This window comes from Streptomyces sp. NBC_00576, assembly GCF_036345175.1.
Lineage (GTDB): Bacteria > Actinomycetota > Actinomycetes > Streptomycetales > Streptomycetaceae > Streptomyces.
On record NZ_CP107780.1, the window covers coordinates 6,119,782 to 6,143,293 of the forward strand.

A 23,512-nucleotide genomic window follows, 5' to 3' on the forward strand; every position below is an offset into this window, starting at 1 on the left:
ATCGCGTCGGTGATGTTCCTCGTCCTGTGGCTCGTCCTGGCGGTGCTCATGGCGTCGGGGACGTAGGCGGCAGCCGTCGCGGGCGGCATCGTGGGCGTGCTGTTCCTCGGCTCTTCGGGTAGCCGACCCCTTCGAGGCCGCACGACTACGGATGGAACGCATCAGTCGATGGAAAAGGGGCAACGCTGCCGTGACGTCCCCAGATTCGACGGAGCCGGCGCAGTCGCGGCGCTCGGTGATGGCCCGCGACGCCTGCCTGGTGGCTCTGGTCGGCACACCGACCCTCGTCTGGTACGGTGCCTGGCGCTTCGCGTCGGCGTCCCTGGCCGTGGCGGCGTGCGTCGCCCTGGCAGTCGGTTGCGCTGCCACGCTGATCGCCTCTCGCCTGGGGCATACGCGAAAGATGCTGGTGGCCCTGGGCTTGCTGGCTCTTTCTGTGGCTCTCGCGGCCCTTACGGGCCGGGCGCAGGACTACTTCCTGCCGGGCATTCTGGTCGACGCGCTCTACGCGGTGGTGCTGTCGGCGAGCGTGGCGCTGCGGCGGCCCCTGATCGGCGTGGTGCTGCGCGCCGTCGCCGGGCGATGGCGGTTCCGGGTTCCGGGTTCGAAGCGGGTGCACGCACTGCTCACCTTGCTGTGGGCGGCACGGTTCGCCGCGGAAGCCTTCGTGATGACCGTCCTGTACCTGCGCGGCGACACCGATGTCCTGCTCGTGGCACGCTTCGTGCTGCGCGCGCCGTTGCAGATCGCCTGCGCCGCGGTGACGCTCGCCGTCCTGGCTCACGGCGCTGCCCAGCAGCGTAAGGCGGAGACCGACTCGCCAAAGGCTGCCGGGAATTAGGGAGGTGAGTCCCGGTTACCGGGAAGAGTGAGCCGTGTCGTACCCCTCGCGCAGACCAGGGCCCGCATGCCCCAGCGCGCCGGCACGGCGATGACGGCAGGGGGGACAAGTGTGCGGCTCCGGGCGATCGTCTCCGCGATCCGGCCGAGTTCCCCCGGCGCCCCGTGCGGTGGCCGGCGCAGGACCAAGGAAGGCAGCGTCCTCCACCGCGTCCGTCGCGGGGGCGGGCGCAGACCGCCGTACCAGGATGCCCGGATGTCGGCAGACGGCAACAGGCGGGCATGTCCGTCCAGTTCACTCACTGCGCGGCGCCCGGCGGACGGCCGCCAGACCGGGTGCAGGGCGAGCAAGCCCTCCGGCCGTACCACCCGGAGCAACTCGGTCAGCAGTTCGTCGACGTCCCGTACATGCTGGGCGACGAAGTTCCCCAAGACGACGGAGAACGTACGGTCACCGAAGGGCAGGGCCTGCCCGAGCGCGGCGACCGCCCTCGAACCCGCCGGGGGCTCGTCCGCGTACGCAGGGTCGACCCGGACGACATCCAGCCGCTCACGCCCGAAGGGTGAGTCGCCTGCGCCGATGTCGAGAATCGGACCCGCGCGGTCCACCACTTCCGAACCGAACACACATGCATAGAATTCCCCGGTTCCCCGCCCGGTTCTGATCGTTTGCCGTGAGCGATTGAGATCTTTTCGGTGATCCTCTCGCATCATTGTGCACTTCCGATCTCGGATAATCGAACTACTCCGTACGTATGGACAGTTCATCAAGTACGCGGTCACACTGTTGGAACTTTGCATCACTGATCAAGGGGGCGGGTGTGCAGCAAGGCAGTTCGGCAACCATCGAAGATCGCAAATTGTTCGAAGAGCTCGTGGGTTCGATCAAGCAGGACTGGCGTACGGCGGAGACGGCGGACAACACACGAGAACGCCGACGGCTTCTCGAACCGCGAGCCGATGAAGGCGTCACTTGGTGAGAAAGGATTCCGGTCTCCGGCGGTACAGCCGGCTGACCAGGGTTCATGCCGCGAGCGCGGCGGCCTTCGTCTACCCCCTCGGCCCCTTGGTGGCCGCGGGGGGAGACGTCTCCCCAGCTCCGGTGATCGCGGTCTCGGCCCTCGGGGTACTCGGTCACACCTATGGGTGCACGGTCAACGACCTCGCCGATCTGGAGTCCGACCGACGGAACCCGGCGCGACGCAGAAGTGTTCTGGTCAGTGGTGCTGTCAGTATTACCGAGGCGCGTATCGCTCTCGGAGTTCAGTTGGCTCTGGCCGTCGCGTTGACAATCTTCGCCGCGGTCGCCGGAGAATCCGGGTGGTTGTTCGCCGTAGGCATGACCGTCCTTTTCGCGACCGTCACTTTTTCCAACACCTATCAGAAGCGCAGGATCGCCCATCCCTTGGTGATGGACCTCCTGTTCGGCGTGAACATGGGTGCACCGGCTGTCCTGTGCTGTGCCGTGACGGCCCCGCGTGATCTCACGCCCGCATGGCTGGTGGCCGTGGCCTTCGGTATCCACATGGTCCTGCTCAATGTCGTCGCCGGAAATCTCAAGGACCTCGAACACGACCGGGCGGTGGGAGACGACACAACAGCGCTCCGGGCGGGGGTGCGGCTGACCGATTCAGACCGGCTGATACCGACGCGCTCCTATCTGCTGCTGCTCTGCGTTCTGCTGCTCGGTTCGGCGTCTTCCCTTCTCGCACTGGTCCTGGCCGCGCCGTCTCCGGCCGGACACCGCGCGGTGACGACGGTCGTACTGCTCGTCCTCCAGGGCATGGCCGGCCATTCGTTGTGGACGCTGGTGCGGCAGGCGCGGGCCGTGGACCCGAACGGCCGGGAGCGTTATCTCGGCTTGAATTTCTTCTCGTTGATGGTGGCGTGCTTGCTCTGGGCACCCCTCGCGACGGTCGTCGTCGCCGTCCTCACCGCCGTGTGGCTCGTGTTGACCCGCGGCCTGGTGGCCCTCCCTACCCGTGAGCAGGAGAAGATCGCCTGATGCTGTCCCTGAATGAGGCGCGCTCCGCCGTGCCCTGGGAAACCGTCGTCGCTCGCATTCACCACGAGATCACCCACGCCGTACCCGCGCTCGACACAACGGTCCGGGAACTCCCTCGCAAGGTGTTCGGCCTCGATTCCGGCTTCTTCTACATGCCACTCGCCCAGGCCATGCACTGGGGGGAGGAGGACGGAGGCTGGCTGGAGAATGTCGCCACCGTCTTCGGCCTCGGGCACCTGTACTACGTCCTGCACGACCAGCTCGTCGACCAGGGACGGCTTTCCCCCAGGCAAGCTGTGCTCATGGACGCCGCGCTCACCCTGTACCTGACGCGCGGGGCACGGCTCGGGGCCGGAGCCGAGCGTTTCCTGGTGTCCCATGCCGCCGGTGCGGCCACCTATGCCGAGGCGCTCTTGCGGGACATCGCGCACAACGAACGGCCGGAAGACGACTACAGCCCCGACGACGTGTTCCGTCTGGGAGAGAAGGCCGCCCCCGGGATTCTGGCCCTGGTCGTCGTGGCGGCGCGCTGCGGACGGTCGCGGCACCTCGCGGAGCTTCCCCAGGCCGTTACGGACCTGTGTTCCGGACTCCAGTTGCTCGACGACCTGCAAGATCTGAGGGAGGACTGGGAACACCGCAACGTCACCTTCCCCGTCTCCTTGGGCATCAGTGCCCTGGGCATCAGCGCCCCCGACAGTGCCGACCCCTCGCTCACGCCCTTCGCCGCACACACCGCGGACGACCTCCTCGACGCGCTGTATCTGAGCGGCGGAGCGGCCGTGGTGCTGCGACTCGCACTGCGCTGCCTTGAGCGGGCACGCGCCGCGCTGTCGCGGACCGACGCCGAAGTCGTCCTCGGACTGACCGACACATGGGCCGAACGCGCCGCAGGGCAACTCGACCGAGCGGAGAAGGGATCAGGCGCCCATGCTCGTCTGGGGTGACCGCGTGAAGCCCCCGGTCCGTGCCCGGCTGACCGGGCACACCTACGGTGTCTACTACACCCTCTGCATCGGTCTCTTCCGCCCCACCGTGCGGGTGCCGCGCACGGTGATGCCCCCGGACCCGGTGCTCTACTACATGCCGCACGGGGACCTCGTCCCCGGGGTCTTCGCCGCTCGCGGATTCCGTCATTTCGCCTGGGTCAACGACAACACGGTCGGCGGCTACGCGGCAGCACTGCCCGCTCTGGCCGCTGGAGTGGACGTCTTCCGCATCGGTCGTGGAGGACACCGCAGCCCGTACGAGCAGGTCCGGGATTTCCTCCGCGAGCGCACGGGGCCCGTCGGGATCTTCACGGACGGAGGCCGCCGGGACGGCAGGGTGAGGACTTCCCTTGCAGCGTTGGCGAAGGACACCGGCAGGGCGGTCGCCCCCTTGCGCGTCCGCGCGGACCGGGCCTGGGAGTTCCAGGGCCAGTCGGTGCCCCGTCCGTTCAGTACGATCCGGGTCGCCCGGGGCGAGCCGATCCCCGCCGCTGCGCTGTCCGCGGCCGGAACCGAGCGGAGCCTGGAGATGCTCCAGCACGCCCTGGACGCACTGAGCGAGGCGGCACCAGGCGGGCGAGAGGAACCGTGAGGGACGCCAGGACCGCGCACGGCAACGCCGTACCGGCCGCAGCCATCTCCGGCCGTAACGGCACGGGGATCGCCGGACGCCTCTGGGACTACACGGGTCTGGTGCGGCTGGAGTGCCTGCCCCTGCTGTCGGCGCCCTTCCTGCTGGGCTTTGCCGTGTCACCCACCGGCTCACCGGCAACGGCGTACGCATGGTTCGCAGCCGGTCTGGCCCTGCACGGCCTCAGCTGTGCCAGCAACGACATCGCCGACAGGGAACTGGACACCTTGGACCCACGGCGAGCCAACCGGCCCCTGACCTCGGGACGCGTACCGGTCCGGCATGCTGTCGTCCTGTCGCTGCTCCTGGGCGCGCTGTTCACGCTCGCGGTGCTCACCCTGCCCAGCGAGCACCCTTCCCTCCTGTGGGTCTCCCTGGCCCTCACTGTCTGGGGCAACACGCGGCAGAAGCGCTCCCGTGTCCCCACCCCGGTGTCCGACCTGCTCTGGGGTGTCAGCGTGGCCGCACCGCTGCTCGCGTTCACCCCGGCACCCGCGGTCGGACATCTGGCGGCGGCGGCCGCTCTCGCCCTGGTGGTCACCGCGTTCGACGTGGCAGGAGGAGACATCAAGGACCTCGAGACGGACCTGTCCGCCGGGCTCCGCACCACGGCGATCGTGCTGGGCCTGCGGCCCGGACCCCACGGCGTCGGTACTTCCACCGCGTTCCGGCTGACGATGACAGCCGGCTACGCGGTGACAGGGGCGCTGTGCCTCACGGCAGTCCTTACCGGGTCGGCCCGGCTTCCGCTCCTCCTGACCACCCTCACGGCCCTCCTCGCGGGCACTGCGCCCCTGGCACGCCACACCGCCGGACGGCGCGTCTCGGCCGGCGGCCGCAGTGTGCTGTTCCTCGCCGGCCCGGTCGTCGCGGTGCTGGGCGCGACGGCGGCCCTGGCACCCCGCCCCGCCCAAGTCGCCCTGAGTTTGGGAGCCGTGACGGGAGCCACGCTCGCGGCAGCCCTCGGCCGACGGCTCCTGGCCCGCACCGCACGGCGCCTGCCGTCTGCGTACAAGGAGTTGCCGGAGGCGTGAAGGGCTGCCCGACCTGGGGAACGAGTCAGAAGATGGCGGGCCCGACCGGGAGAACCGGTCGGGCCCGTCGTGCGACGCGCAGCCGGTGACGTCAGCGGCGTGGTCGGCTACGGACCCGTGCCAGGATCAGCGGCGCGGCGCGCGTGATGCTGAAGGCGCTGCGATGGGCGGAGTCACGGCCTGGCCAGCCGTGAGGCGGCTGCCCTGGGTGGGTTCCGGGGCCGTCGGCGCGTAGGCAGGAAGGTCGGCCATGTGACGCAGGCGCCAGACCAGGACGTCGCTGATGGAGTCGGCGGTGCCCAGTTCCCTGCGGGCGGCGGCCTCGGCGAGTAGAGCCTGCGGGTTGTGGCCTGCCTGTGTGGCGTCGGTGAGGGTGGCGGCCAGGGCGTCCCAGCCGGGCTCGGCCAGGACGGTCTCGGCGAGTTCGGGCAGGGCGGCGCGCACGGTGGTGGCGTGGTGGTGGCGCAGGAACGGGGCGATACGGCGGCCCCGTTCGCGCAGCACGGTGAGGGGTTCGGTGGCTGCCTGCTGGTAGGCGGCCCGCAGGTGCTCGGCGGTCCGGTGGGCGGCCTCGGCCTGCTGGGCGTGCTGACGCTGGGCGTGCCAGTGGGCGGCGGCGAGGGCGAGGAAGATCAGCGTGTCCAGGACCATCGCGGTGCCGGCCCCGTCCTCGCCCCGGCCGAACGCGGGCCCGCCGTAGACAAGGTCGCGGGCCGCGCGGCGCAGGTCCTGCGCGTGGCGGTACCCGGCTCGGGTGTGGGAGCGGGAGGCCCGCTCGAACTCCCAGGCCGCTTGGCGCAGTTCGTTGCGGGTGCGGAGGGCGGAGGTCTTGGCGAGGGCGTCGAGGACCTCGCCGGTGGCGGCGATCTGGGCAGCAGCTGCGCCGTCGTCGCCGCTGTGGTCGAGGATGAGCAGTGCCGCCCAGGCCGCGTGGGTGGTGGTGCGCCGTGCCGCAGCGGGTGCCGAGGGCGCGGTAGGGCGTTCCGGCCGCTCGCTGTCGGCGGCCTCCGCGGGGGCGGAGTCGGTGGTGAAGCGTTGCTGGATGCGGGGCAGGGACAGGTCGGGGGCGAGGGTGGATCCGGCGTAGTAGATCGGCTCCTTGTCCTCGTTGCGGTCGTCGGGCAAGGCGACCTTGTAGCCCTTCAGGTCACCGGAGGGCAGGACCTTGACGCGGACGAGAAGCCCGGCGTCCTTGAGGCGGCCGAGGAACTCGTCCGTGGAAGCGGCGCCGGCCACCGCGCGGCGGACGGTCTCACGCAGTTCCTCGCGGGAGGCACGCTCCTTGCCCAGACGTTCGGCCTTGTGCCGCTCGGCGCTGGTGGTGCGCTTCGCGGCGGTGCCGTCGCCGGGGGTGACGCGGTGGAGGCCGTAGTCGGCTTCGATGAGGCGGGCTTCGGCCTGGGCGCGTTTGCCGGAGCGGTGGTGGTCAGGGCGGCGGCCGTCTTCGCGTACGAGGGTGGCGACGATGTGGATGTGGTCGTCCGCGTGGCGGACGGCGGCCCAGCGGCAGCTGGCGCCGTCGTCGGGGTCGATGCCGGTGGCCGCGACGATGCGGCGGGCGATGTCGGCCCACTGTTCGTCGGCCAGGATCGGATCGTCGGGGGCGGCGCGCACCGAACAGTGCCACACGTGCTTCTCGGGCCGTTGGTCGGCGTCGAGCAGATGGAGGGGCTGGTCGAGGAGCTGCTTGAGGTCCTCCATCGTGGCCGAGGGGTCGCGGCCGGGGTCGGGCGCCATGTGGTCGAAGGAGGCGACCAGGTGCGGGTCGACGTGCTCCTCGTGGGTGCCCTTGCCGTAGAGGTAGCGGAGCAGGCCGAGGGTACGGCTGCCCTGCTTGTGGATGCTGGGGATCAAGCCGCCTCACCTTCTTGCTCCTGGCGGTTGGTGACCCGGTCGGCGGCCTTCTTCACGGCGTGGGCCGCGCAGTGAATGTCGGCGAGTACCTCCTTGAGGTGGGGGACATCGCCGCCGGAGTTGAGGGCCTTGGCCACCTGGTTGAGGTTGCTGCCGGCCCAGCCGAGCTGACGGCGCATGGCGAACAGCTCTGTGAGCACATCGCGTTCGGTGGCAATGGTGGCGGCGGTGCGGGACTGGTCACGGGAGGCGGCCAGCGCGGAGTGGGCGAGGAAGCCGGCCAGACTCATGCCTACGGCATCGGCGCCGACCTGGATGATGGCGTGCTCTTGATCACTGAGGCGGACACTCTGGGCAGGACGCTGCTTCTTGTCACGCGGACGCGCCTTCCCCTTGATTTTGGTCCGGCGCTTGCGACCGGCCATTCCCGGCTGCGATCCGCCCTCGGTCGCAGCCTTCCCGTCCGGCGCCCCCTGGCGCCGGACGGACCCCGCCACCCCCGGGGCGGGGTCGGGTTCGGACACTCCCCCTGCGGGGGAGTGTCCGAACCTCCAACTTGCTGCGCTGGTGGTTGGGGTGGCGGGCATCTCCTGCTGACGGGTGCCGAGGCGTTCATGGTGTCGTTCGTGCACGTGCGGTCCTCCGGGGTGTGTTCGGTTGGGGAGCTGAACTGCCAAGGCGCCGATTGACCAGGGATGGGGCAGCTCTTGGGCTGTTGCGGGACGAGATCTGAGACGGGCTGTTGAGGTTGGGCCGTCGGGCCGAGAGCCGTGGTCGAAGGACGTGCGCCGGTGACCGGTTCCCCGGCGTGCGTGCGGCGGTACACGGTCCCCAGACGGTTCGGGACCGTGACGAGATGTTCATCGGGGACGGTCCCCGTGACCCGTCGTCAGGGGGACCGTCCCGTCCTGCTGCACTGCGGGGACCGGTCCCCAACCGCGTGCGCCGATGCGGGGTCGGTCCCCGTCGTCGGGGACGCTCTGGAGACCAACCAGATAGCCCGTCTGAGCTGCAGTTTCTGGGGACCGGTCCTGAGCCGGTCCCCAGTTCGGTGGCGTCACGGTCCCCGATTCCGACGCGCGGTGCTCCCGCACGTCACGGTCCCCGCCAAGAGTTGACCGTGATCGCGGGGACCATCGGGGACCGAGATCCGGTCCCCGAACTTCGCAGGCTCGGTCCCCGGGACGCGGTCCCCAAGGTGCTCATCGAGACGTCCTCGTCCATCGGGTCCTACCGATCCGGGACCCGACGGCTGGGGGACTTACGACGCTACGGTGAGGAGCGAGGCTGGCCCGCGTCACGCAGCCCGCTGTCGGTCCATCCGGGCAGTCGCGAGGTCGATGCGCGACGGGTGGGGAGTCGCACGTACCGCGTTGCCCTTGGCGGTGCCGTCCGGGCTTGCCCGCCGTTGTCGGCACGGGGTGCCCGCGGGCGCGTGGCACCACTCGCACCGGACATTGAGCGCGTCGGGGGCACCTGTGGTGACGGCGGCCTCGCGTGCGGCGCGGGTTGGACGGTAGCGGGTCAGCTCGGTGCGGACGGCCGGCGGGATATATGACCCGATCGCGCGCAGGTGCTCATCGATGTCGCGTTGTGGGTCACCGCCGGTGATCTGCCGGTGTGTGGAAGGCGGGGCCACGCCGGCCGCGACGGCGTGGCGGGCGCGGAGCAACTCGGCTCGCCAGGCGGCAGGATCGTCCGGGTCGGCAGCCGGTGTGGGGTCGGTGTGCCGGTCAAGGCGGTCGCGCCGATGGGCCCGCCATCTGCGGGCGACGTCCACGGGCAGGATCGGGTACGGGGAGTCGAGGACGTGGGCCCGTATTGCCTCGCGGACGTCCCAGCCGTGATCGGTGGCGAAGGGCACGTCGTCGAGCAGCTCCTGCCACTGGGCGATCTGGTCACGGGCTTCGCCCGTGCCGGTGCGGATGGTGCGGGGGTCTAGGCGGCCGGTGTAGGCGAGGACAGCGGCGACTTCGCGTGAGTCCAAGGGCGGGTTACTCCGTTCCGGTCGGTTCGTCGAGGGCGGCCATGTGCTGCTCGGAGCGCGTCATGCCAGGGGCCCGGGTGGGCGTGCCGTCGGGCAGGGCGTAGAGGTTCGGGCGGCCTGGGGTGGGGGTGTGCTCCCGGGCGATCCAGGTGCGCCAGTCGGCAGCCCAGGCGGCTGCGGTACGGGGAGGCCACGTGGCCCGGTACACGCGCCACTTCTCGTCGGCCGATCGGACGGCTTGTTCGCCGAGGCGGTCGAGGTGGCCGTGCTGCTGCAACCAGGCCCGGGTGCCGTCGTCGATCTGCCACTGGTCGGCGGAGATGAGTGGGGCAGAGCTGCTGCTCTTACCGTTCACCTCTGGTTCTCTACTGTTCTGGGGGTCGGAATCCGTGCCCCCGACGGGTCGGAATCCGTACCCTCCCGGGGTCGGATTCCGTTCCCCGGGGCCGTATTCCGGCTCCTCTTCGAAAGGATCGGAAGGGTCGGATTCCGGTACCCCGAGGGTCGGAATCCGATCCCCCGGATGGGCCGGTTCCCAGTCCCCTTCAACGGCGTGTTCGGCGAGGAACCGAGCGGCTTCCGGGAGGTGGTAATACGTCTCTCCCCGTGGCCCCTTGTGGTCACCGAGCGCCACGAGCTCGCCGTCGGCGATCAGCTTCGCCAGGGCGTCGCGTACGGCGGTACGGGAGGCGTTCGCTCGCTTCATCAGGGTGGGCACGGAGGCGTACGCGACGCAGTTCCGGTCGCGGCAGCGGTCGGCGATCAACGCGAGCACCATGCGGGCTGTGCCCTTGCTTCGGCTGTGGTCCCACACCCACTCTCGGGCGTCGAGGCTCATGGGTCGGCGGCTCCTGGGTCAGGACGGGCAGGTGGAGTTGCGCGCCCTTGTCGGGCAGTGCGCGGGGAGAGTGGCGGTACAGCCCCGGCCCGAGGGGCGTGGGGACTGGTGGCTTCGCCTAGCCAAGACAGTCACATCAACGCCGCAGAAGTCCAGCATTCCGCCGAGAATTCAGACAGCTGACGGCGAACGCACGCTCTGGGGCATTCCTTAAATGATAATCCCAGACTGCCGGTTGCCGAAATTGGTTGCCCACGGGGCCGAGCCAGAAGGATCACATCGGGAAGCCGTTGACCTCCGTCGGAGCGCAAGCTACAACACAACATCCCATGTCAGAGCGCCCGTCCGACCGATGAAGCCACCACCCGCCGGCTGCCCGGAACCCAACCCGCGGCAACGCCCCTTGCCCGGCCGGGCGCAACATAGCCGACGATCGCCGGTTTACCAAACCGGCGAATGCGAGTTCCAATTGGAGCTATGGCAACACGATCCCTGGAAATCGGTCCGGCCGGAATACGGGCCGCCCGCACCATCGAAATCCTCCGTACCGAACGCCGTCTCGCCCAAGGAGAGTTGGCCGCTCGTGTCACCGCCCTCGGCCGCCCGATGTCCAACACGATGCTGTCCCGCATCGAACGCGCCGAACGCCGTTGCGACGTCGACGACCTCGTCGCCCTCGCCCAGGCCCTCCACGTCTCGCCCCTCGTGCTGCTGCAGGGACCGAGCGCCATGTGACGAAGGCCGCCCAGCACTGCTGAGTGAGCAGGACCCCAACCGAGTTAGGACCCACTCTTCTTGCACCATTCCGAGATATCCCCTGCCCTCGTGCGCCGCTTTCCCGGCACCGAGGGCGGAGCCCCCTTGCCCCGTCTCTACCGCCCCGAAGAAATCGCCGAAGCCCTCGGCTGTTCCGCCTGGTGGGTCAAGGACCGTGCTCGGCGCGGCCTCATCCCGCACACCCGCGTCGGCCGCGCCTACCGCTTCACCGCCGCACACCTCGTCGAGATCGTCCGCCTCCACGAAGAGCGCCCGAAGCGATCCTTCAACAGTGCGCTGGCCGGTCCAGCAGTAACAAGTCCTCCCGCTGCACGAACTCGCGCCGCCCAGTCTTCTCGGCCGACGACGGCCGCGACGACGGGGCATCTGCGGGCCCGGCCGCCGCGCCGTACCCAGTACGAGACCGTCGTGTAGCGCGCCCGCACCCAGCCACGAGCCACGAGCAAGGAGGAAGACGGAAGTTGGGTTTCGCGGAGAAGCGTGGGAACTACTGGCGCGGCCGATACAAGACCGCGCCCGGCATGCACCTCACGGTCGCCGACGAGAACGGCAAGGCGATCCGGTTCGCCACCAAGGGCGAGGCCCAGCGCGCCGCGAGCGAGGCCGAGAACAAGTACCGGCGCGGTGACTGGCGCGACCCGTCGCTTGGCCAGGAGACCTTCGGCGAGTACGCGAACCGCTGGTACGCGGCCCAGGATCTGGCCGCCTCGACCATGCAGAACTACAAGCGTCACATCGAGGAGCACCTGCTCCCCGACTTCGAGGACAAGGCGCTCGCCGGCGTCCTGCGCATGGACGTTGACCTGTGGGAGAAGAAGGAGAAGGCCGTGTACGCGGCCTCCAGCGTCAAGACCTGGCGCTCGACGCTCCACCTGATCTTCGAGGACGCGATCGACGAGGGCTTGATCACGTCCAACCCGGCGGCCAGGCGGCGCGGACGCGGCAAGCGCGCCGGCCGCTCCCGCGACCGCGGCCCGGAGAAGGTCATCACTGACCCGCTCGGCATCCTGCTGACCGCCGAACGGGCCGCCCTGCTCTCCGGCCGCGACGACGAGTTCGTCGCCGTCGTCCTCAAGGGGTACACCGGCATGCGCTGGGGCGAAATCGTCGGCCTGGAGACGGAGTTCGCCCGCCCAGGCTCCGTCCGCGTCGAGTGGCAGCTGTACGAACTCGACACCGGCGAGTTGGTGCGCTGTCCGCCCAAGGACGACAGCTACCGCAAGATCGATGCGATGGACTGGTTGTCGGCCCTGGTCGCCAACCACGTCGCCCGAACGAAGCCGAAACCCTGCCCGTGTCACGGCAAGACCTACGTCTTCCGGGGACAGGGCGCGGCCCGCACCGGCGGCCACCAGGGTGCGAAGCTCATCGACGTCGCACGCCGTGCCGAAGTCTCCACGGGCACGGTGTCCAACGTCCTCAACCACCCCGACCGCGTCACCGAGGCCAAGCGGGTGAGGGTGGAGCAGGCCATCGTGGACCTGGGGTTCGTGCGGGGCGGCGTGGTGGCGCAGCACGCCGCCCACTGGCGCCGAAACGGCTTTGCGACATGGCTGTTCACTCCGGCGGTCTCCGGCTGGTACCCGAGGAAGGCACCGCAGGATGCCCGCCCCGTACCGCTCCTGGGCGAACCGCGGCCCGGCATCCCGGCCCGGGGACGTGGCGCCAGTGACCGGGCCGACGCCTGCTGGCTCCCGATCGCCAAGGGCCTTACGCCCCACGGCCTTCGCCACACCCACCGGACCGTGATGGAGGACCTCGGCACCGAGAAGGTCCTCATGGACGAACGCATGGGCCACATCGACGGATCGGTCTCGGCTCGCTACGCCCACGTCACCCCTGGCATGCGCAAGCGCCTCATGCTCGGACTGACTGAACAATGGGAGACGGCACTCGACGCTCGCCTGGCGATGAGCCCCACGTCACCAGTCCGCGTACTCGGCGATTTCCTACGGGCACGCAGAGAGTCGCATGCGCCTGAAGAGCCCCAACGGTGAATGCTGCTGTGCTCCTGGCGGTCACCGCCAGGAGCACAGCCATCTCCCGCGATGCCTCACCGGCCCAGCGTCAACATGGAGCGGTCAGCTCGCTCCGGCCGTTACGGCAAATACCCGGTGACGGGGCCAACAGACCTGGCTCAATAGGCACATGGAGATTGGCGAACACTGGGCCTACCGCGCGAGGCCGAAGGATCTGGGCAGCGCGGTTCGCCAGGTGGAGGTCGTTCGAGTGGGCGGTCCTGGTAGGTCTGGTTGGATCCACGTGCGATTTCTCGAAGGCGATGCCGTTGGCCTGCAGGAGTGGGTCAGTTCCGGCTCTCTCGTAGCACCGTGGGTGGATGTCGATACGTTCCGCGCGGACGACGCGGCGGAGCTGGCGCTGGTGGAGTCCTCCCGCCACGTCCGGGGCAGCACGGAGTTCGAGGCCGCCCGCATGATCCTCGGGTTCGTCCGCCCGAAGAACAGGCTGCGCCTACGCCGAATCGTGGCGGACGCAGGGGTTCTGGAGCTGAGCCGCCTCGACGAGACGGCACCGCTCACCGGCATCGACGCGGCCGAGCTCCGTAGCGACGCCATGGTGTACGAGAACCGCCACGGCATGTGCATTGCCGGGTGGCCGATCACCGAGTGCATCGCCCGCCACGTGGCTGGCCGACTCGCCGACGAGATCCTTCCGGAGGTGGACCGTAAGCAGCGGGACATCGAGCAGGAGCGTGCCCAGCCCTCCAGGTACTCCTACAGTCGGCGGGACGAGCGCAAGTTGGACGCGGAGGCGGCCGTCCTGCGTACCGTCCGGGCGTGGTGCGGCCAGGACAAGGCCGACCGCTACGACGAGTTGGTTGCCCTACGCGCCGAGGTCATCCGGATCGGAGAGCTGGTCGAGAAGGCGGTCAAGGCACTACGCGACCGCGGCCACGGCGTCATCGCCTCCACCATTGAGCGCGACCTTGGGGTCCATGTCGCCAGCCTTGATCCTGACGTGCGTCGATGAGACCGCGCCACGGATCTGGCTCCGCCTTGGGCGGCGCCGGCTGTGCAGCGGGCTTCTTTTCCTTCTCCGGCCGGTGTGGGTGCCAGCCGTCGAGGAACGGCCGCAGTTGATCTCCCGTCGGCTCCGCGTGGAAGTCGAGAGAAGCCAGGCCCCTGCCGCTCAGGGTGGGGTCGAGCCGGTCGGCCTCCGCCCTGCCCCAAGCCGACCACTCTCGCAGTTTTTCGGCTTCGAGGGCGTCCTCCGACGCGGCGGCGGCTTCATCCAGAGCGGCGCAGAACGTCCGGATCTCCCCTGCAGCCTGCCACCTCTCAAGGGCCGTGCCGAAATGCTCGCCCCGTACCGCGTGAACCGCCTTGATCGAAGCCACGCTGACGGCGGCCTCCCACTCCCGCCGCTCGCGCTCCTCCCGCTCCGCTTCCAGGCGCCGACGCTCGGCCTCCTGCCGCTCCCGCTCCTCTCGTAGGCGCTGCTGCTCCGCCTCACGTTCCAGTCGAGCCCGCTCCTCTTCCTCCGCGCGAGCCTTCAACGCCCGGAGGACTGAACCGATCTGTTCCTCCAACGGTTTCTTGGCCGTGTCGGCCCACTCCTTCTTCCAGCCGTAGCTGTAGCTGGAACCCGATTGCTGGCTGACCAGCAGCTCCAGCTCGCCGGACGGCTCGGACTTCTGGGCTGGGGTGACACGTTGCCAGTCGTACGTACGGCGGCCCGGCTGCTTGGGGACGTACCTGGACATCGGTGATCACACGACTGCGCGCCAGCCGGATCCGGTTCCACTCGGTCTCGTCCTCGCCGGTCACCCTGAGCAGCCCGAGGAAGAAGTCCCCCTTCGCCCGCCCGCTGTACTTCAGGCTGTATCCCTCAGGGGCACATTGCCGGGCTGCGTCGAATGCCCTGCGGTAGCGGGCCCGCTCCTCGGCGCTGGGATTCGGGATCCGGAGGAACCGCCCAGCCTGCTGTACCTCCGCGATCAAGGCCGCTCCGACTTCCGCCGGCGACGGCCGTGAGGGCTTCGCGGTGCGCTGCGGCGCTGGCTCCGTCGTGGATGAGGCTGGGGCTTGCCTCTGCGCTGGAGGGGCTGTTCGTGTCCGTTGCTCGGGACCCGTCGACCGCTGCTTGCGCGGAACTGGTTCCGGCCGGTCCGGGTGATGGCCGTGCTCCAGGTAGAAGCGGCCCGCGTCAGTGATCTCCGCCTGCCACTTCCCGCCCTGCTTGGGCATGGTGATCAGGCGCCGCTCCTTGAGCGCGCGGGCGGTAAGAGCGAGCTCGGGGCTGTCCGACGTGACGGGGTCGCTTCCACCCTCGATGCGGGTGAGGAGCGCGATCTGCCGGTCGTTTAACGGAGACCAAGGGTGCATGGCGATCGTCGTACCGTCTGCGGGCTCCTCGGCACAAGCCGTGGGGATGACTCTCCCGGGGCACATGCGGCGCCCGGCGCGCTCGAAGGTGGAACGCCACTCGCTGGGAGCCACCGGGGAGCCTTTCCCCGAAGTCGGCTCCCAAATGGCTCCCAAAATGGGCCCGCAACGCAAATCAGGGCCGGTGCTGATTTCTCAGCACCGGCCCTGACCTGGTGTTTTAACTGTCGGGGTGGCGGGATTTGAACCCACGACCTCTTCGTCCCGAACGAAGCGCGCTACCAAGCTGCGCTACACCCCGATTGTCGCTGCTTGTCCTGCTCAACCTGCTTGTCGCGGCGACGTCGTTTACTTTAGCCCACCGGTGGCCCCAGGCGAAATCCGGTTTTGGCGCGGTGGTGGACGAGGTTCGGGCGGATGTGGTCGAGGGTTATGAGGAGGACGGCCAGCGCGTAGAAGCCCAGGCCGAGGAGGAGGGCGTTGCCCAGGACGCTCTTGTAACCGTGCTGCTCCACGTCGAGGAAGCCGTACAGGTAGCGGTTCGGTGTGCCCGGGAGGAGGAGGTCGCCGCGGGCCAGGGAGAAGGCCAGGTAGGCCATGGGGTACAGGAGCCATGGTGCCGCCTGGCGCAGGTGCAGGTGGCCGGAGGCGGTCAGTAGCAGCCAGTTCGCGAGTGCCGCGATGGGGATCGCCGTATGCAGCGTCTGGTCGGTGATGGCGTGCCAGCCCGTCGGCGGAGACGGTGTGGTGAACGGGCTCGACGGGTTGGCCACCAGCAGGTGGTGGACCAGGGCTGCGATGACGGCGTACAGGAGTGTGGCGCCCGTCAGGGCGTCGGGGAGTGGGCGGTGGGTCGTCCAGGCGCGGCGGGCCGAGATGGTCATGACCACGGTCAGCAGGATGCTGCTCTGGATCGTGAACTGGCTCAGAACCTGGGCCGGGCTGCCCAGGACCAGTTCGATCGTCACGGCCGTGGCCGCTGCGGCGGCGGTGAGGAGGCGGAAGACCGCCGTCACGGGGCGGCGTACCGGGGTCACCACCGCCGTGGCGGGGACGGGGGAGGGGACGAGTGTCGGGCCACCCGGGAGCGCGGGGAGGTCCGGTATGTCGCTGGGTATCGGGGTGGTCATGCCCTCACGCTAGGGCGGGCGGGCAAATGGGACGATCCGGGTGGGCTGTCTGGGTTAGTCCCGCGCCGTCAGTGTCAGCAGTGTCGCCTCCGGCGGGCAGGCGAACCGTACGGGCGTGTAGCGGTTGGCGCCGCAGCCCGCCGAGACGTGGAGGTACGACGTCCGGCCCTCCGCCGTGTGCGTCGACAGGCCCTTCACGCGGTCGGTGTCGAGGTCGCAGTTGGTGACCAGGGCGCCGTAGAACGGGATGCAGAGCTGGCCGCCGTGCGTGTGGCCTGCCAGGGTCAACGGGTACGCGTCCGCCGTGAACGCGTCGAGGACCCGGAGGTAGGGGGCGTGGACGACGGCCATCGAGAAGTCTGCCGTCTCGGAGGGGCCGCCGGCCACCTGTGCGTATCGGTCCCGCTTGATGTGCGGGTCGTCCAGGCCCGTCAGTTCCAGCGACATGCCGTCGATCTTCAGCGTGCCGCGGGTGTTCGTCAGGTTCAGCCAGCCCGCCCCGTCGAAGCCGTCGCGCAGGTTCTCCCACGGGTTGTGGACCACGTCGACGGCGGGCGCGTTGCCGTTGAGGCCGTGCTTGCCCTGGACCTTCTCGACCAAGTAGCGGGCGGGGTTACGGGGTTTGGGGCCGTAGTAGTCGTTGGAGCCGAAGACGTACGCGCCCGGGAACTCCATCAGCGGACCGAGCGCGTCCAGCACCTCGGGCACGCCCTCCGGGTCGGACAGGTTGTCGCCCGTGTTGATCACGAAGTCGGGGCGCAGTCCCGCCAGGGAGCGGAGCCAGCGCTGCTTCTTGTACTGCCCGCCGACCATGTGGATGTCGGAGACCTGGAGCACGCGCAGGGGGCGCATACCGGCGGGCAGCACCGGCACGGTCACTCGTCGAAGCCGGAAGGAGCGGGTCTCGAAACCCGCCGAGTAGACGAGGCCGGCGGCGGCAACCGCCGTGATTCCCAGGGGTACTCCGTATCGCGCGCGCATGCTCCCATCGTGTCAGGCCGGAAGGGGCGGCGGAAATCCACGGGCGGTCCGCTTCCCGCACCTGCGACAATCGTTCGCATGACCACGCTCAAGTCGAAGCTCAGGGACGACCTCAACACCGCCATCAGGGCGCGCGACGAGCTCCGCTCCTCGACGCTCCGGCTCACTCTCACCGCCATCACCCAGGAAGAGGTCTCCGGCAAGGAGAAGCGCGAGCTCTCCGACGAGGAGGTCACCAAGGTGATCACCCGCGAGGCGAAGAAGCGCCGCGAGGCCGCCGAGGCCTTCGCTCAGGGCAACCGCCCCGAGCAGGCCGAGCGCGAGAAGGCGGAGGGCGAGCTCCTCGCCACCTACCTGCCCAAGCAGCTCGACGACGACGAGTTGAACCGGATCGTCTCCCAGGCCGTCGAGGAGGCCAAGGCGGCCGGTGCCGAGGGGCCGCGCGCCATGGGCCAGGTCATGAAGATCGTGAACCCGAAGGTCGCCGGCCTCGCCGAAGGCGGCCGGGTCGCCGCCGCCGTGAAGAAGCTCCTCGCCGGCTGACCTGCCGCGAACACCGACGCACCCGTACGTCGATGGGGGCGCCCTCCTCAAGGAGGGCGCCCCCATTCACGTACTAGGACTCACGCCACCCAGGCGCGCGCGGGCCCTCTACGGGAACCCTCCGTTGCCGCCGTCCCCGTTGCCGTTCCCGTTGTTGCCGCCGTTGTCGTTGCCCTGGATGAAGCCCTCGGGGATGGAGAAGGACGGCGTCGGGAACGTCGTGTTGCCGCCGTTGTTGTTGGCGCCGTTGTTGTTGCCGTCCGTCGCGCCGCCGTTGTTGTTGCCCCGGTCGTCCCCGTTGTCGCCGTCGCCGTTCTCGCGCGGCTTCTGGACGGGAGGTTCGATGATGGGGACGAGGTTGAACTGCCCGGAGTCCTTGCCTTCGAGGGCGCCGGTCATGGCGTCCTTCCAGATGGGGCCCGGGACCTTGCCGCCGAAGACGAGTTCGTTCCAGACGCCGCCGATGGTGATGTTGGTCATCTTCACGTTCTGCATGGCGCTGCCGACCCAGACGGCGCCGGACAGAGTCGGTGTGTAGCCGACGAACCAGGCGTTCTTGCGCTCGTCCGTCGTACCCGTCTTACCGGCGTTGGCGCGGCCGTCGGTGAGGCCGGCCTCCTTGCCGGTGCCGGAGTCGACGACGCCCTGGAGGAGGGTGTTGACCGTGTCCGCGGTCTTCTCCGACATGGCGCGCGAGCACGTCGACTTCGGGACCTCCAGCGACTTCTGGCGGCCGTTGATCTTCTGCGTGATCGACTCGATGGCGATCGGCGTGCAGTACATGCCCCGGGAGGCGAAGGCCGCGTACGCGCTCGCCATCGTCAGGGGCGAGATGCCCTTGGAGCCGAGGGCGATGGCGGGAACCTCGGGCAGCTTGTCGCCGTTGCCCTGCCTCACGTGCAGCGCGTCGGTCATCTTGACCACCGGGCACAGGCCGATGTCGGAGATCATCTGCACGAAGTAGGTGTTGACCGACAGCTCCATCGCCTTGCGCAGGCGGTACGGGCCCTTCTCCGACTCGCTCTCGTTCTCGACCTTCGCCTTCTCCTGGTTGGTCCACGGATTGCCGCTGCACGTCTGGACCGGGCTCGGGTACTCCATCTCGTACGGTGCCGAGTACTCCTGGATCGCCGGCCGGCCCTCCTCCAGGGCCGCCGCCGCCACGAACGGCTTGAACGTCGAACCGGTCGGGAAGCCGAAGTTGGAGCCGCCCCGGTCGTTGCCGACCGAGTAGTTGATCTCGGTCTCGTTCCTGCCGTAGCCGTACGGCTTCGACTGGCCCATGCCGAGGATCTTGCCGGTGCCCGGCTCGACCAGCGTGACCGCCGTCGCCACCTTGTCCGACTTGTACACGTGCTCCTTGATCGACGCCTGCACGGACGCCTGCGACTGCGGGTCCAGCGTCGTACGGATGGTCAGGCCGCCCTGGTTCCAGATCTTCGTCCGGTCCTCGCGGGTCTTGCCGAAGACCGGGCTGGCGAGGAACTCCCTCTCGACGTACTTGCAGAAGAAGCTGGCCCCCTTGACCGCCGCGATGCAGCCGTTCTTGGGCTTGCTGACCTTCAGGCCGAGCGGCGCCTCCTTGGCGGCGTCGGCCTCCTGCTGGGGGATGTCACCGACCTCCGCCATCCGCTGGAGCACGGTGTTACGGCGCTTGATGGCCTCCGCCGGGTCGTTCACCGGGTCGAACCGGGTCGGCTGCTGGACGACGCCGGCCAGGAGGGCCGCCTGGGGGAGGGTGAGGTCCTTCGCGGACTTGGAGAAGTAGCGCCGGGAGCCGGCCTCGGCGCCGTAGGCCTGCTGGCCGAAGTACGTGATGTTCAGGTAGTTCTCGAGGATCTTCTTCTTGCCCAGCTCCTCCTCGACCTGGATCGCGTACTTCAGCTCCTTGACCTTGCGGCCGATGGTCTGCTGCTGGGCCTGCGCGACCTTCGTCGGGTCGTCGCCCGCCTCCTCGACGAACACGTTCTTCACGAGCTGCTGCGTGAGCGTGGAAGCGCCCTCCGCGACGCCACCGCTCTGCGCGTTCTTGTTGAGGGCGCGCAGGACGCCCTTGAGGTCGACCGCACCGTGCTCGTAGAACCGGGAGTCCTCGATGGCGACGATCGCCTTCTGCAGGTAGGGCGAGATGTCCTTGAGCTCGACGACCGTGCGGTCGCGCGAGTAGACCGTGGCGAGCTGGCCGCCCTTGGCGTCAAGGATCGTGGTGCGCTGGCTGAGCGGCGGGCGCTTGAGATTGGCCGGGATCTCGTCGAACCCCTCTACCGAACCCTTGGCCGCGAGACCGAGCGCGCCGGCGGCGGGCAGGGCGATCCCTGCCATGACGGCTCCCGCGAGCACGCTGACACCGAGGAACTTGGCGGCCTGCTGTGTTGTCGACAGGCCACCGCCCGAGCGCTTGTTTGGCATGAGGGCAGCCTACGTTCTCATTCGCCGGACACACGTATAGGCCTTGGCCTAAGCTGCTCACAACTGTCACAGCAGTGAGGTCACGTATCAATACGTCCGTGAGACCCGAATCGTTTCGGATGTAGCCCAACTTTTTTTGTGGAGAACGTGCCCGGATCCGCCTTGTGTGTCACGAGGTGTCCGTTGTGACCCAGGTGAACTGTCCCGCTTTGCCGGGATAGTCACGCATGTCGGTCGCTCACTCCCCCGGGTGATCTGCCGCTTACCCATAGTCCGTTCGGGCCATTCAAGATTGGGCCCGAAGGGGGTGTTGCGTCGTGCCCGCCTTCCGTAACGTCCTCAACTGGCGGCGGTGAATATGCCGCTGCCGCCGTGGGGGAGCCTCGATTCGGGAGAGGACGGCGCCGGTATGGGCTGGGTAACCGACTGGAGTGCGCAGGCGGCCTGCCGCACTACCGATCCGGATGAACTGTTCGTTCAAGGAGCAGCGCAGAACAGGGCCAAGGCGGTGTGCACCGGATGTCCGGTACGCACGGAATGCCTGGCCGACGCGCTCGACAACCATGTCGAGTTCGGCGTGTGGGGAGGAATGACGGAGCGGGAGCGCCGCGCACTGCTGCGCAGGCGTCCCACCGTCACCTCGTGGCGCCGGCTGCTCGAAACAGCGCGTACGGAGTACGAGCGGGGGGCGGGAATCCTGCCTCTCGATGAGGAAGAGGTGTACGAGAACTACTTGGCGGTGGGCTGAGCCGCCGTCTCGGTCAGTCACTCGCCTCCGCAAGCTCCGGCAGCTCTGGCCGGTCGGTCGCGAGCCGGTTACCGATGTCCCGCAGTCCTGCGAGGTCATGTACATCGCCGGGCAGCGCGGCGACCTCGGTCACGGCCACCTCCGGGTGGAGCGAGGTGAAGCGGTCCCGTGTGCGCTGCTCGCGGGAGAGCAGTTGCATACGGTCGGCGTGCAGCCGGAGCAGGCCTGCGGTGAGTTGTTGGACGGTGGGCTCACTCGGGTCGGCGGTCGATTCACTGTCGGTGGTGGTGGGGGAGCCTTCGGCGTGTTCGGCATCCACGTCGTGAGCCGGACGGTCTGGATGGTCTGAACTGCCGTACGTGTCGGGAGAGTTACGAAGTCCAGCTTTCCCGTCCTCCTGATCGACAATGCGGGGCTCTTCAAGATTTTCCGCGGCGGCGAGCGCACGCTCGGCCGACAGTTGGGCGGCGCCGCTGCCGTGGACCCGGTTGAGCACCAGTCCGGCGAGCGGCATGTCCTCCGCGGCCAGCCGCTCGACGAAGTACGCGGCCTCGCGCAGCGCGTCGCGCTCCGGTGCCGCCACCACCAGGAACGCCGTGCCGGGTGCCTGAAGCAGCTGGTACGTGGCATCGGCGCGGGTACGGAAACCACCGAAGGTGGTGTCCATCGCCGCGACGAACGTCTGGACGTCCTTGAGGAGTTGGCCGCCGAGAAGCTTGCCCAGGGTGCCCGTCATCATCGACATGCCGACGTTCAGGAACTTCATCCCCGCGCGCCCGCCCAGTTTCGCCGGCGCCGTCAGCAGCCGGATCAGCCGGCCGTCGAGAAACGAACCGAGCCGCTTCGGGGCGTCCAGGAAGTCCAGCGCGGACCGGGACGGAGGCGTGTCGACGACGATGAGATCCCAGTCGTCGCGGGCTCGCAGCTGCCCCAGTTTCTCCATCGCCATGTACTCCTGCGTGCCCGCGAAGCCCGCCGAAAGCGACTGGTAGAAGGGGTTGGCGAGGATCGCGGCGGCCCGCTCCCCGTCGGCGTGCGCCTCGACGATCTCGTCGAACGTACGCTTCATGTCGAGCATCATCGCGTGCAGCTCGCCGGGGCCCTCGACGCCCTTGACCCGCCGCGGGACGTTGTCGAGCGAGTCGATGCCCATGGACTGGGCGAGCCTGCGGGCCGGGTCGATGGTGAGCACGACCACCTTCCGCCCCCGCTCGGCGGCGCGCAGCCCGAGCGCCGCCGCCGTGGTCGTCTTACCGACCCCGCCGGCTCCGCAGCACACCACGATCCGCGTGTGCGGGTCGTCGATCAGTGGATCCACCGCGAGCACGCGCGCGGGGGACAGGCCATGGCGGGAAGCGGTGCCGTGCGGGTCCGGGCTCATGACATCCTCTGCTTCCGCAGTTCGTTGGCCAGTTCGTACAGACCTGCCAGGTCCATGCCCTCGGTGAACAGCGGCAGTTCGTGCAACGGCAGATGCAACCCGCCCAGCACGGAACGCTGTTCGTGCTCCAGCGCATACCGCTCGGCGTACTCCTCGGCCTGGGTCAGCAACGGGTCCACCAGCTTCTCGGCGTGGCCGCCGCGCCGTGCCCCGCCGAGCCCGGCGGCCGACAGCGACCGCGCGAGCGCGGTGCGCGGAGCCGCTCGTACGAGTTCCAGCTCTGCCTCGTCCAAGACCTCGGGCCGCACCATGTTGACGATGATCCGTCCCACCGGCAGCTTGGCCGCCCGCAGCTCGGCGATACCGTCCGCGGTCTCCTGGACGGGCATCTCCTCCAGGAGTGTCACCAGATGCACCGCCGTCTCCGGCGACTTGAGCACGCGCATCACGGCCTGCGCCTGATTGTGTATCGGGCCGATCTTCGCGAGGCCGGCCACCTCGTCGTTGACGTTCAGGAAACGTGTGATGCGGCCGGTCGGCGGGGCGTCCATCACGACGTGGTCGTAGGCGAACCGCCCGCTCTTGTCCTTCCGGCGGACCGCCTCGCACGCCTTGCCGGTCAGGAGTACGTCCCTGATCCCGGGGGCGACGGTGGTGGCGAAGTCGATAGCGCCGAGTTTCTTCAGGGCGCGGCCTGCGCTCCCGAGTTTGTAGAACATCTGGAGGTAGTCCAGCAGCGCCTGCTCGGGGTCGATGGCGAGGGCGAACACCTCCCCGCCCCCGGGAGCGACGGCGACCTTCCGCTCCTCATAAGGCAGCACTTCTGTCTCGAAGAGCTGCGCGATGCCCTGCCTGCCCTCGACCTCGACGAGAAGCGTGCGCTTCCCCTCGGTGGCGAGGGCGAGCGCGAGCGCTGCGGCGACCGTGGTCTTTCCGGTCCCGCCCTTACCGCTGACGACCTGGAACCTGCTCACGTATTCGAGATTAACCAGTCCGGCTCGAAGCTACGCCGGAGGCTG

General features: G+C 69.0%; 22 protein-coding genes and 1 tRNA gene. 11 read left to right on the forward strand and 12 right to left on the reverse strand.

From position 1 onward, the window contains the following. Window positions 1-190: 190 nt before the first annotated feature. The gene (locus OG734_RS26480) at window positions 191-841 is read left to right on the forward strand and encodes a DUF3159 domain-containing protein (RefSeq protein WP_330289982.1); all 651 of its coding nucleotides are present in this window, start codon (window positions 191-193) and stop codon (window positions 839-841) included. Here the strand turns inward: OG734_RS26480 and OG734_RS26485 are convergent. Beyond that, window positions 838-1,467: a class I SAM-dependent methyltransferase gene (locus OG734_RS26485; protein WP_330289983.1), complete on the reverse strand. Its 630-nt coding sequence runs from the start codon at window positions 1,465-1,467 to the stop codon at window positions 838-840. The genes OG734_RS26480 and OG734_RS26485 overlap by 4 nt on opposite strands. A gap of 349 nt (window positions 1,468-1,816) precedes the next feature. On the opposite strand from OG734_RS26485, the gene OG734_RS26490 reads away from it, so the two are divergent. The 4 genes from OG734_RS26490 to OG734_RS26505 are packed head-to-tail and all read left to right on the forward strand — an operon-like array spanning window position 1,817 to window position 5,499. Beyond that, window positions 1,817-2,845: a UbiA family prenyltransferase gene (locus tag OG734_RS26490; RefSeq protein WP_330289984.1), complete on the forward strand. Its 1,029-nt coding sequence runs from the start codon at window positions 1,817-1,819 to the stop codon at window positions 2,843-2,845. After that, window positions 2,845-3,792: a hypothetical protein gene (locus OG734_RS26495; protein ID WP_330289985.1), complete on the forward strand. Its 948-nt coding sequence runs from the start codon at window positions 2,845-2,847 to the stop codon at window positions 3,790-3,792. The genes OG734_RS26490 and OG734_RS26495 overlap by 1 nt, the downstream gene beginning before the upstream one ends. A 4-nt stretch (window positions 3,793-3,796) precedes the next feature. After that, on the forward strand, window positions 3,797-4,426 hold the full coding sequence (locus OG734_RS26500; RefSeq protein ID WP_330289986.1) for a hypothetical protein: 630 nt from the start codon (window positions 3,797-3,799) through the stop codon (window positions 4,424-4,426). After that, entirely contained in the window at window positions 4,423-5,499 is a 1,077-nt protein-coding gene (locus OG734_RS26505) for a UbiA family prenyltransferase (protein WP_330289987.1), read from the forward strand. Before OG734_RS26500 ends, OG734_RS26505 begins: the two co-directional genes overlap by 4 nt. Before the next feature lie 126 nt (window positions 5,500-5,625). Here OG734_RS26505 and OG734_RS26510 read toward each other — a convergent pair whose 3' ends face one another. The 4 genes from OG734_RS26510 to OG734_RS26525 all read right to left on the reverse strand — a co-directional run bounded on the left by OG734_RS26510 (window position 5,626) and on the right by OG734_RS26525 (window position 10,178). Continuing rightward, entirely contained in the window at window positions 5,626-7,353 is a 1,728-nt protein-coding gene (locus OG734_RS26510; RefSeq protein WP_330289988.1) for a relaxase/mobilization nuclease domain-containing protein, read from the reverse strand. Beyond that, complete coding sequence (locus OG734_RS26515) at window positions 7,350-7,778, reverse strand: plasmid mobilization protein (protein ID WP_330289989.1); 429 nt, start codon at window positions 7,776-7,778, stop codon at window positions 7,350-7,352. Before OG734_RS26515 ends, OG734_RS26510 begins: the two co-directional genes overlap by 4 nt. A gap of 872 nt (window positions 7,779-8,650) precedes the next feature. Beyond that, a complete protein-coding gene (locus OG734_RS26520) occupies window positions 8,651-9,340 on the reverse strand; it encodes a zinc finger domain-containing protein (protein ID WP_330289990.1) in 690 nt (229 codons plus the stop codon). 7 nt (window positions 9,341-9,347) lie between these two features. Then, the gene (locus OG734_RS26525; protein WP_330289991.1) at window positions 9,348-10,178 is read right to left on the reverse strand and encodes a helix-turn-helix domain-containing protein; all 831 of its coding nucleotides are present in this window, start codon (window positions 10,176-10,178) and stop codon (window positions 9,348-9,350) included. Window positions 10,179-10,655: 477 nt separating this feature from the next. On the opposite strand from OG734_RS26525, the gene OG734_RS26530 reads away from it, so the two are divergent. The 4 genes from OG734_RS26530 to OG734_RS26545 all read left to right on the forward strand — a co-directional run bounded on the left by OG734_RS26530 (window position 10,656) and on the right by OG734_RS26545 (window position 13,946). Beyond that, window positions 10,656-10,913, forward strand: coding sequence for a helix-turn-helix domain-containing protein (locus OG734_RS26530; RefSeq protein WP_330289992.1), 258 nt, complete (start codon window positions 10,656-10,658; stop codon window positions 10,911-10,913). A 90-nt stretch (window positions 10,914-11,003) separates the two neighbouring features. Beyond that, a complete protein-coding gene (locus OG734_RS26535; protein WP_330289993.1) occupies window positions 11,004-11,369 on the forward strand; it encodes a helix-turn-helix domain-containing protein in 366 nt (121 codons plus the stop codon). Window positions 11,370-11,416: 47 nt separating this feature from the next. Next, complete coding sequence (locus tag OG734_RS26540; protein ID WP_330289994.1) at window positions 11,417-12,952, forward strand: LacI family DNA-binding transcriptional regulator; 1,536 nt, start codon at window positions 11,417-11,419, stop codon at window positions 12,950-12,952. Between the two features lie 151 nt (window positions 12,953-13,103). Beyond that, window positions 13,104-13,946 carry a PE-PGRS family protein gene (locus OG734_RS26545; protein WP_330289995.1) on the forward strand — a complete coding sequence of 281 codons (843 nt, stop codon included), beginning with the start codon at window positions 13,104-13,106 and terminating at the stop codon, window positions 13,944-13,946. On the opposite strand, the gene OG734_RS26550 is transcribed toward OG734_RS26545, so the two are convergent. The 4 genes from OG734_RS26550 to OG734_RS26565 form a co-directional block, all read right to left on the reverse strand. Continuing rightward, on the reverse strand, window positions 13,876-14,679 hold the full coding sequence (locus OG734_RS26550) for a hypothetical protein (protein ID WP_330289996.1): 804 nt from the start codon (window positions 14,677-14,679) through the stop codon (window positions 13,876-13,878). The two genes, OG734_RS26545 and OG734_RS26550, sit on opposite strands and share 71 nt — an antisense overlap. An 849-nt stretch (window positions 14,680-15,528) precedes the next feature. Beyond that, window positions 15,529-15,602 (reverse strand) — tRNA-Pro (locus tag OG734_RS26555). A 52-nt stretch (window positions 15,603-15,654) separates the two neighbouring features. Continuing rightward, window positions 15,655-16,431 carry a Pr6Pr family membrane protein gene (locus OG734_RS26560; RefSeq protein WP_330289997.1) on the reverse strand — a complete coding sequence of 259 codons (777 nt, stop codon included), beginning with the start codon at window positions 16,429-16,431 and terminating at the stop codon, window positions 15,655-15,657. A 54-nt stretch (window positions 16,432-16,485) separates the two neighbouring features. Then, the gene (locus tag OG734_RS26565) at window positions 16,486-17,412 is read right to left on the reverse strand and encodes a metallophosphoesterase (RefSeq protein ID WP_330289998.1); all 927 of its coding nucleotides are present in this window, start codon (window positions 17,410-17,412) and stop codon (window positions 16,486-16,488) included. A 78-nt stretch (window positions 17,413-17,490) separates the two neighbouring features. Here OG734_RS26565 and OG734_RS26570 point away from each other — a divergent pair, with 78 nt between their 5' ends. Then, window positions 17,491-17,955 carry a GatB/YqeY domain-containing protein gene (locus OG734_RS26570; RefSeq protein WP_330289999.1) on the forward strand — a complete coding sequence of 155 codons (465 nt, stop codon included), beginning with the start codon at window positions 17,491-17,493 and terminating at the stop codon, window positions 17,953-17,955. A gap of 108 nt (window positions 17,956-18,063) precedes the next feature. Here OG734_RS26570 and OG734_RS26575 read toward each other — a convergent pair whose 3' ends face one another. Next, on the reverse strand, window positions 18,064-20,364 hold the full coding sequence (locus tag OG734_RS26575) for a transglycosylase domain-containing protein (protein ID WP_330290000.1): 2,301 nt from the start codon (window positions 20,362-20,364) through the stop codon (window positions 18,064-18,066). Between the two features lie 409 nt (window positions 20,365-20,773). Between OG734_RS26575 and wblA the strand changes: the two genes are divergently transcribed. Continuing rightward, a complete protein-coding gene (gene wblA / locus OG734_RS26580) occupies window positions 20,774-21,112 on the forward strand; it encodes a transcriptional regulator WblA (protein WP_330290001.1) in 339 nt (112 codons plus the stop codon). Between the two features lie 13 nt (window positions 21,113-21,125). On the opposite strand, the gene OG734_RS26585 is transcribed toward wblA, so the two are convergent. Together OG734_RS26585 and OG734_RS26590 are read right to left on the reverse strand one after the other, a co-directional pair. Continuing rightward, complete coding sequence (locus OG734_RS26585) at window positions 21,126-22,493, reverse strand: ArsA family ATPase (RefSeq protein WP_330290002.1); 1,368 nt, start codon at window positions 22,491-22,493, stop codon at window positions 21,126-21,128. After that, entirely contained in the window at window positions 22,490-23,467 is a 978-nt protein-coding gene (locus tag OG734_RS26590) for an ArsA-related P-loop ATPase (RefSeq protein ID WP_330290003.1), read from the reverse strand. Before OG734_RS26590 ends, OG734_RS26585 begins: the two co-directional genes overlap by 4 nt. Window positions 23,468-23,512: the final 45 nt, after the last annotated feature.

Bases quoted from the DNA above. Each gene is read 5' to 3' on its own strand.
- OG734_RS26525 (WP_330289991.1), bottom strand. From the start codon at position 10,178: ATGAGCCTCGACGCCCGAGAGTGGGTGTGGGACCACAGCCGAAGCAAG.
- OG734_RS26575 (WP_330290000.1), bottom strand. From the start codon at position 20,364: ATGCCAAACAAGCGCTCGGGCGGTGGCCTGTCGACAACACAGCAGGCC.
- OG734_RS26570 (WP_330289999.1), top strand. From the start codon at position 17,491: ATGACCACGCTCAAGTCGAAGCTCAGGGACGACCTCAACACCGCCATC.
- OG734_RS26585 (WP_330290002.1), bottom strand. From the start codon at position 22,493: ATGAGCCCGGACCCGCACGGCACCGCTTCCCGCCATGGCCTGTCCCCC.
- OG734_RS26560 (WP_330289997.1), bottom strand. From the start codon at position 16,431: ATGACCACCCCGATACCCAGCGACATACCGGACCTCCCCGCGCTCCCG.
- OG734_RS26515 (WP_330289989.1), bottom strand. From the start codon at position 7,778: ATGGCCGGTCGCAAGCGCCGGACCAAAATCAAGGGGAAGGCGCGTCCG.
- OG734_RS26565 (WP_330289998.1), bottom strand. From the start codon at position 17,412: ATGCGCGCGCGATACGGAGTACCCCTGGGAATCACGGCGGTTGCCGCC.
- OG734_RS26545 (WP_330289995.1), top strand. From the start codon at position 13,104: ATGGAGATTGGCGAACACTGGGCCTACCGCGCGAGGCCGAAGGATCTG.
- wblA (WP_330290001.1), top strand. From the start codon at position 20,774: ATGGGCTGGGTAACCGACTGGAGTGCGCAGGCGGCCTGCCGCACTACC.
- OG734_RS26550 (WP_330289996.1), bottom strand. From the start codon at position 14,679: ATGTCCAGGTACGTCCCCAAGCAGCCGGGCCGCCGTACGTACGACTGG.
- OG734_RS26495 (WP_330289985.1), top strand. From the start codon at position 2,845: ATGCTGTCCCTGAATGAGGCGCGCTCCGCCGTGCCCTGGGAAACCGTC.
- OG734_RS26530 (WP_330289992.1), top strand. From the start codon at position 10,656: ATGGCAACACGATCCCTGGAAATCGGTCCGGCCGGAATACGGGCCGCC.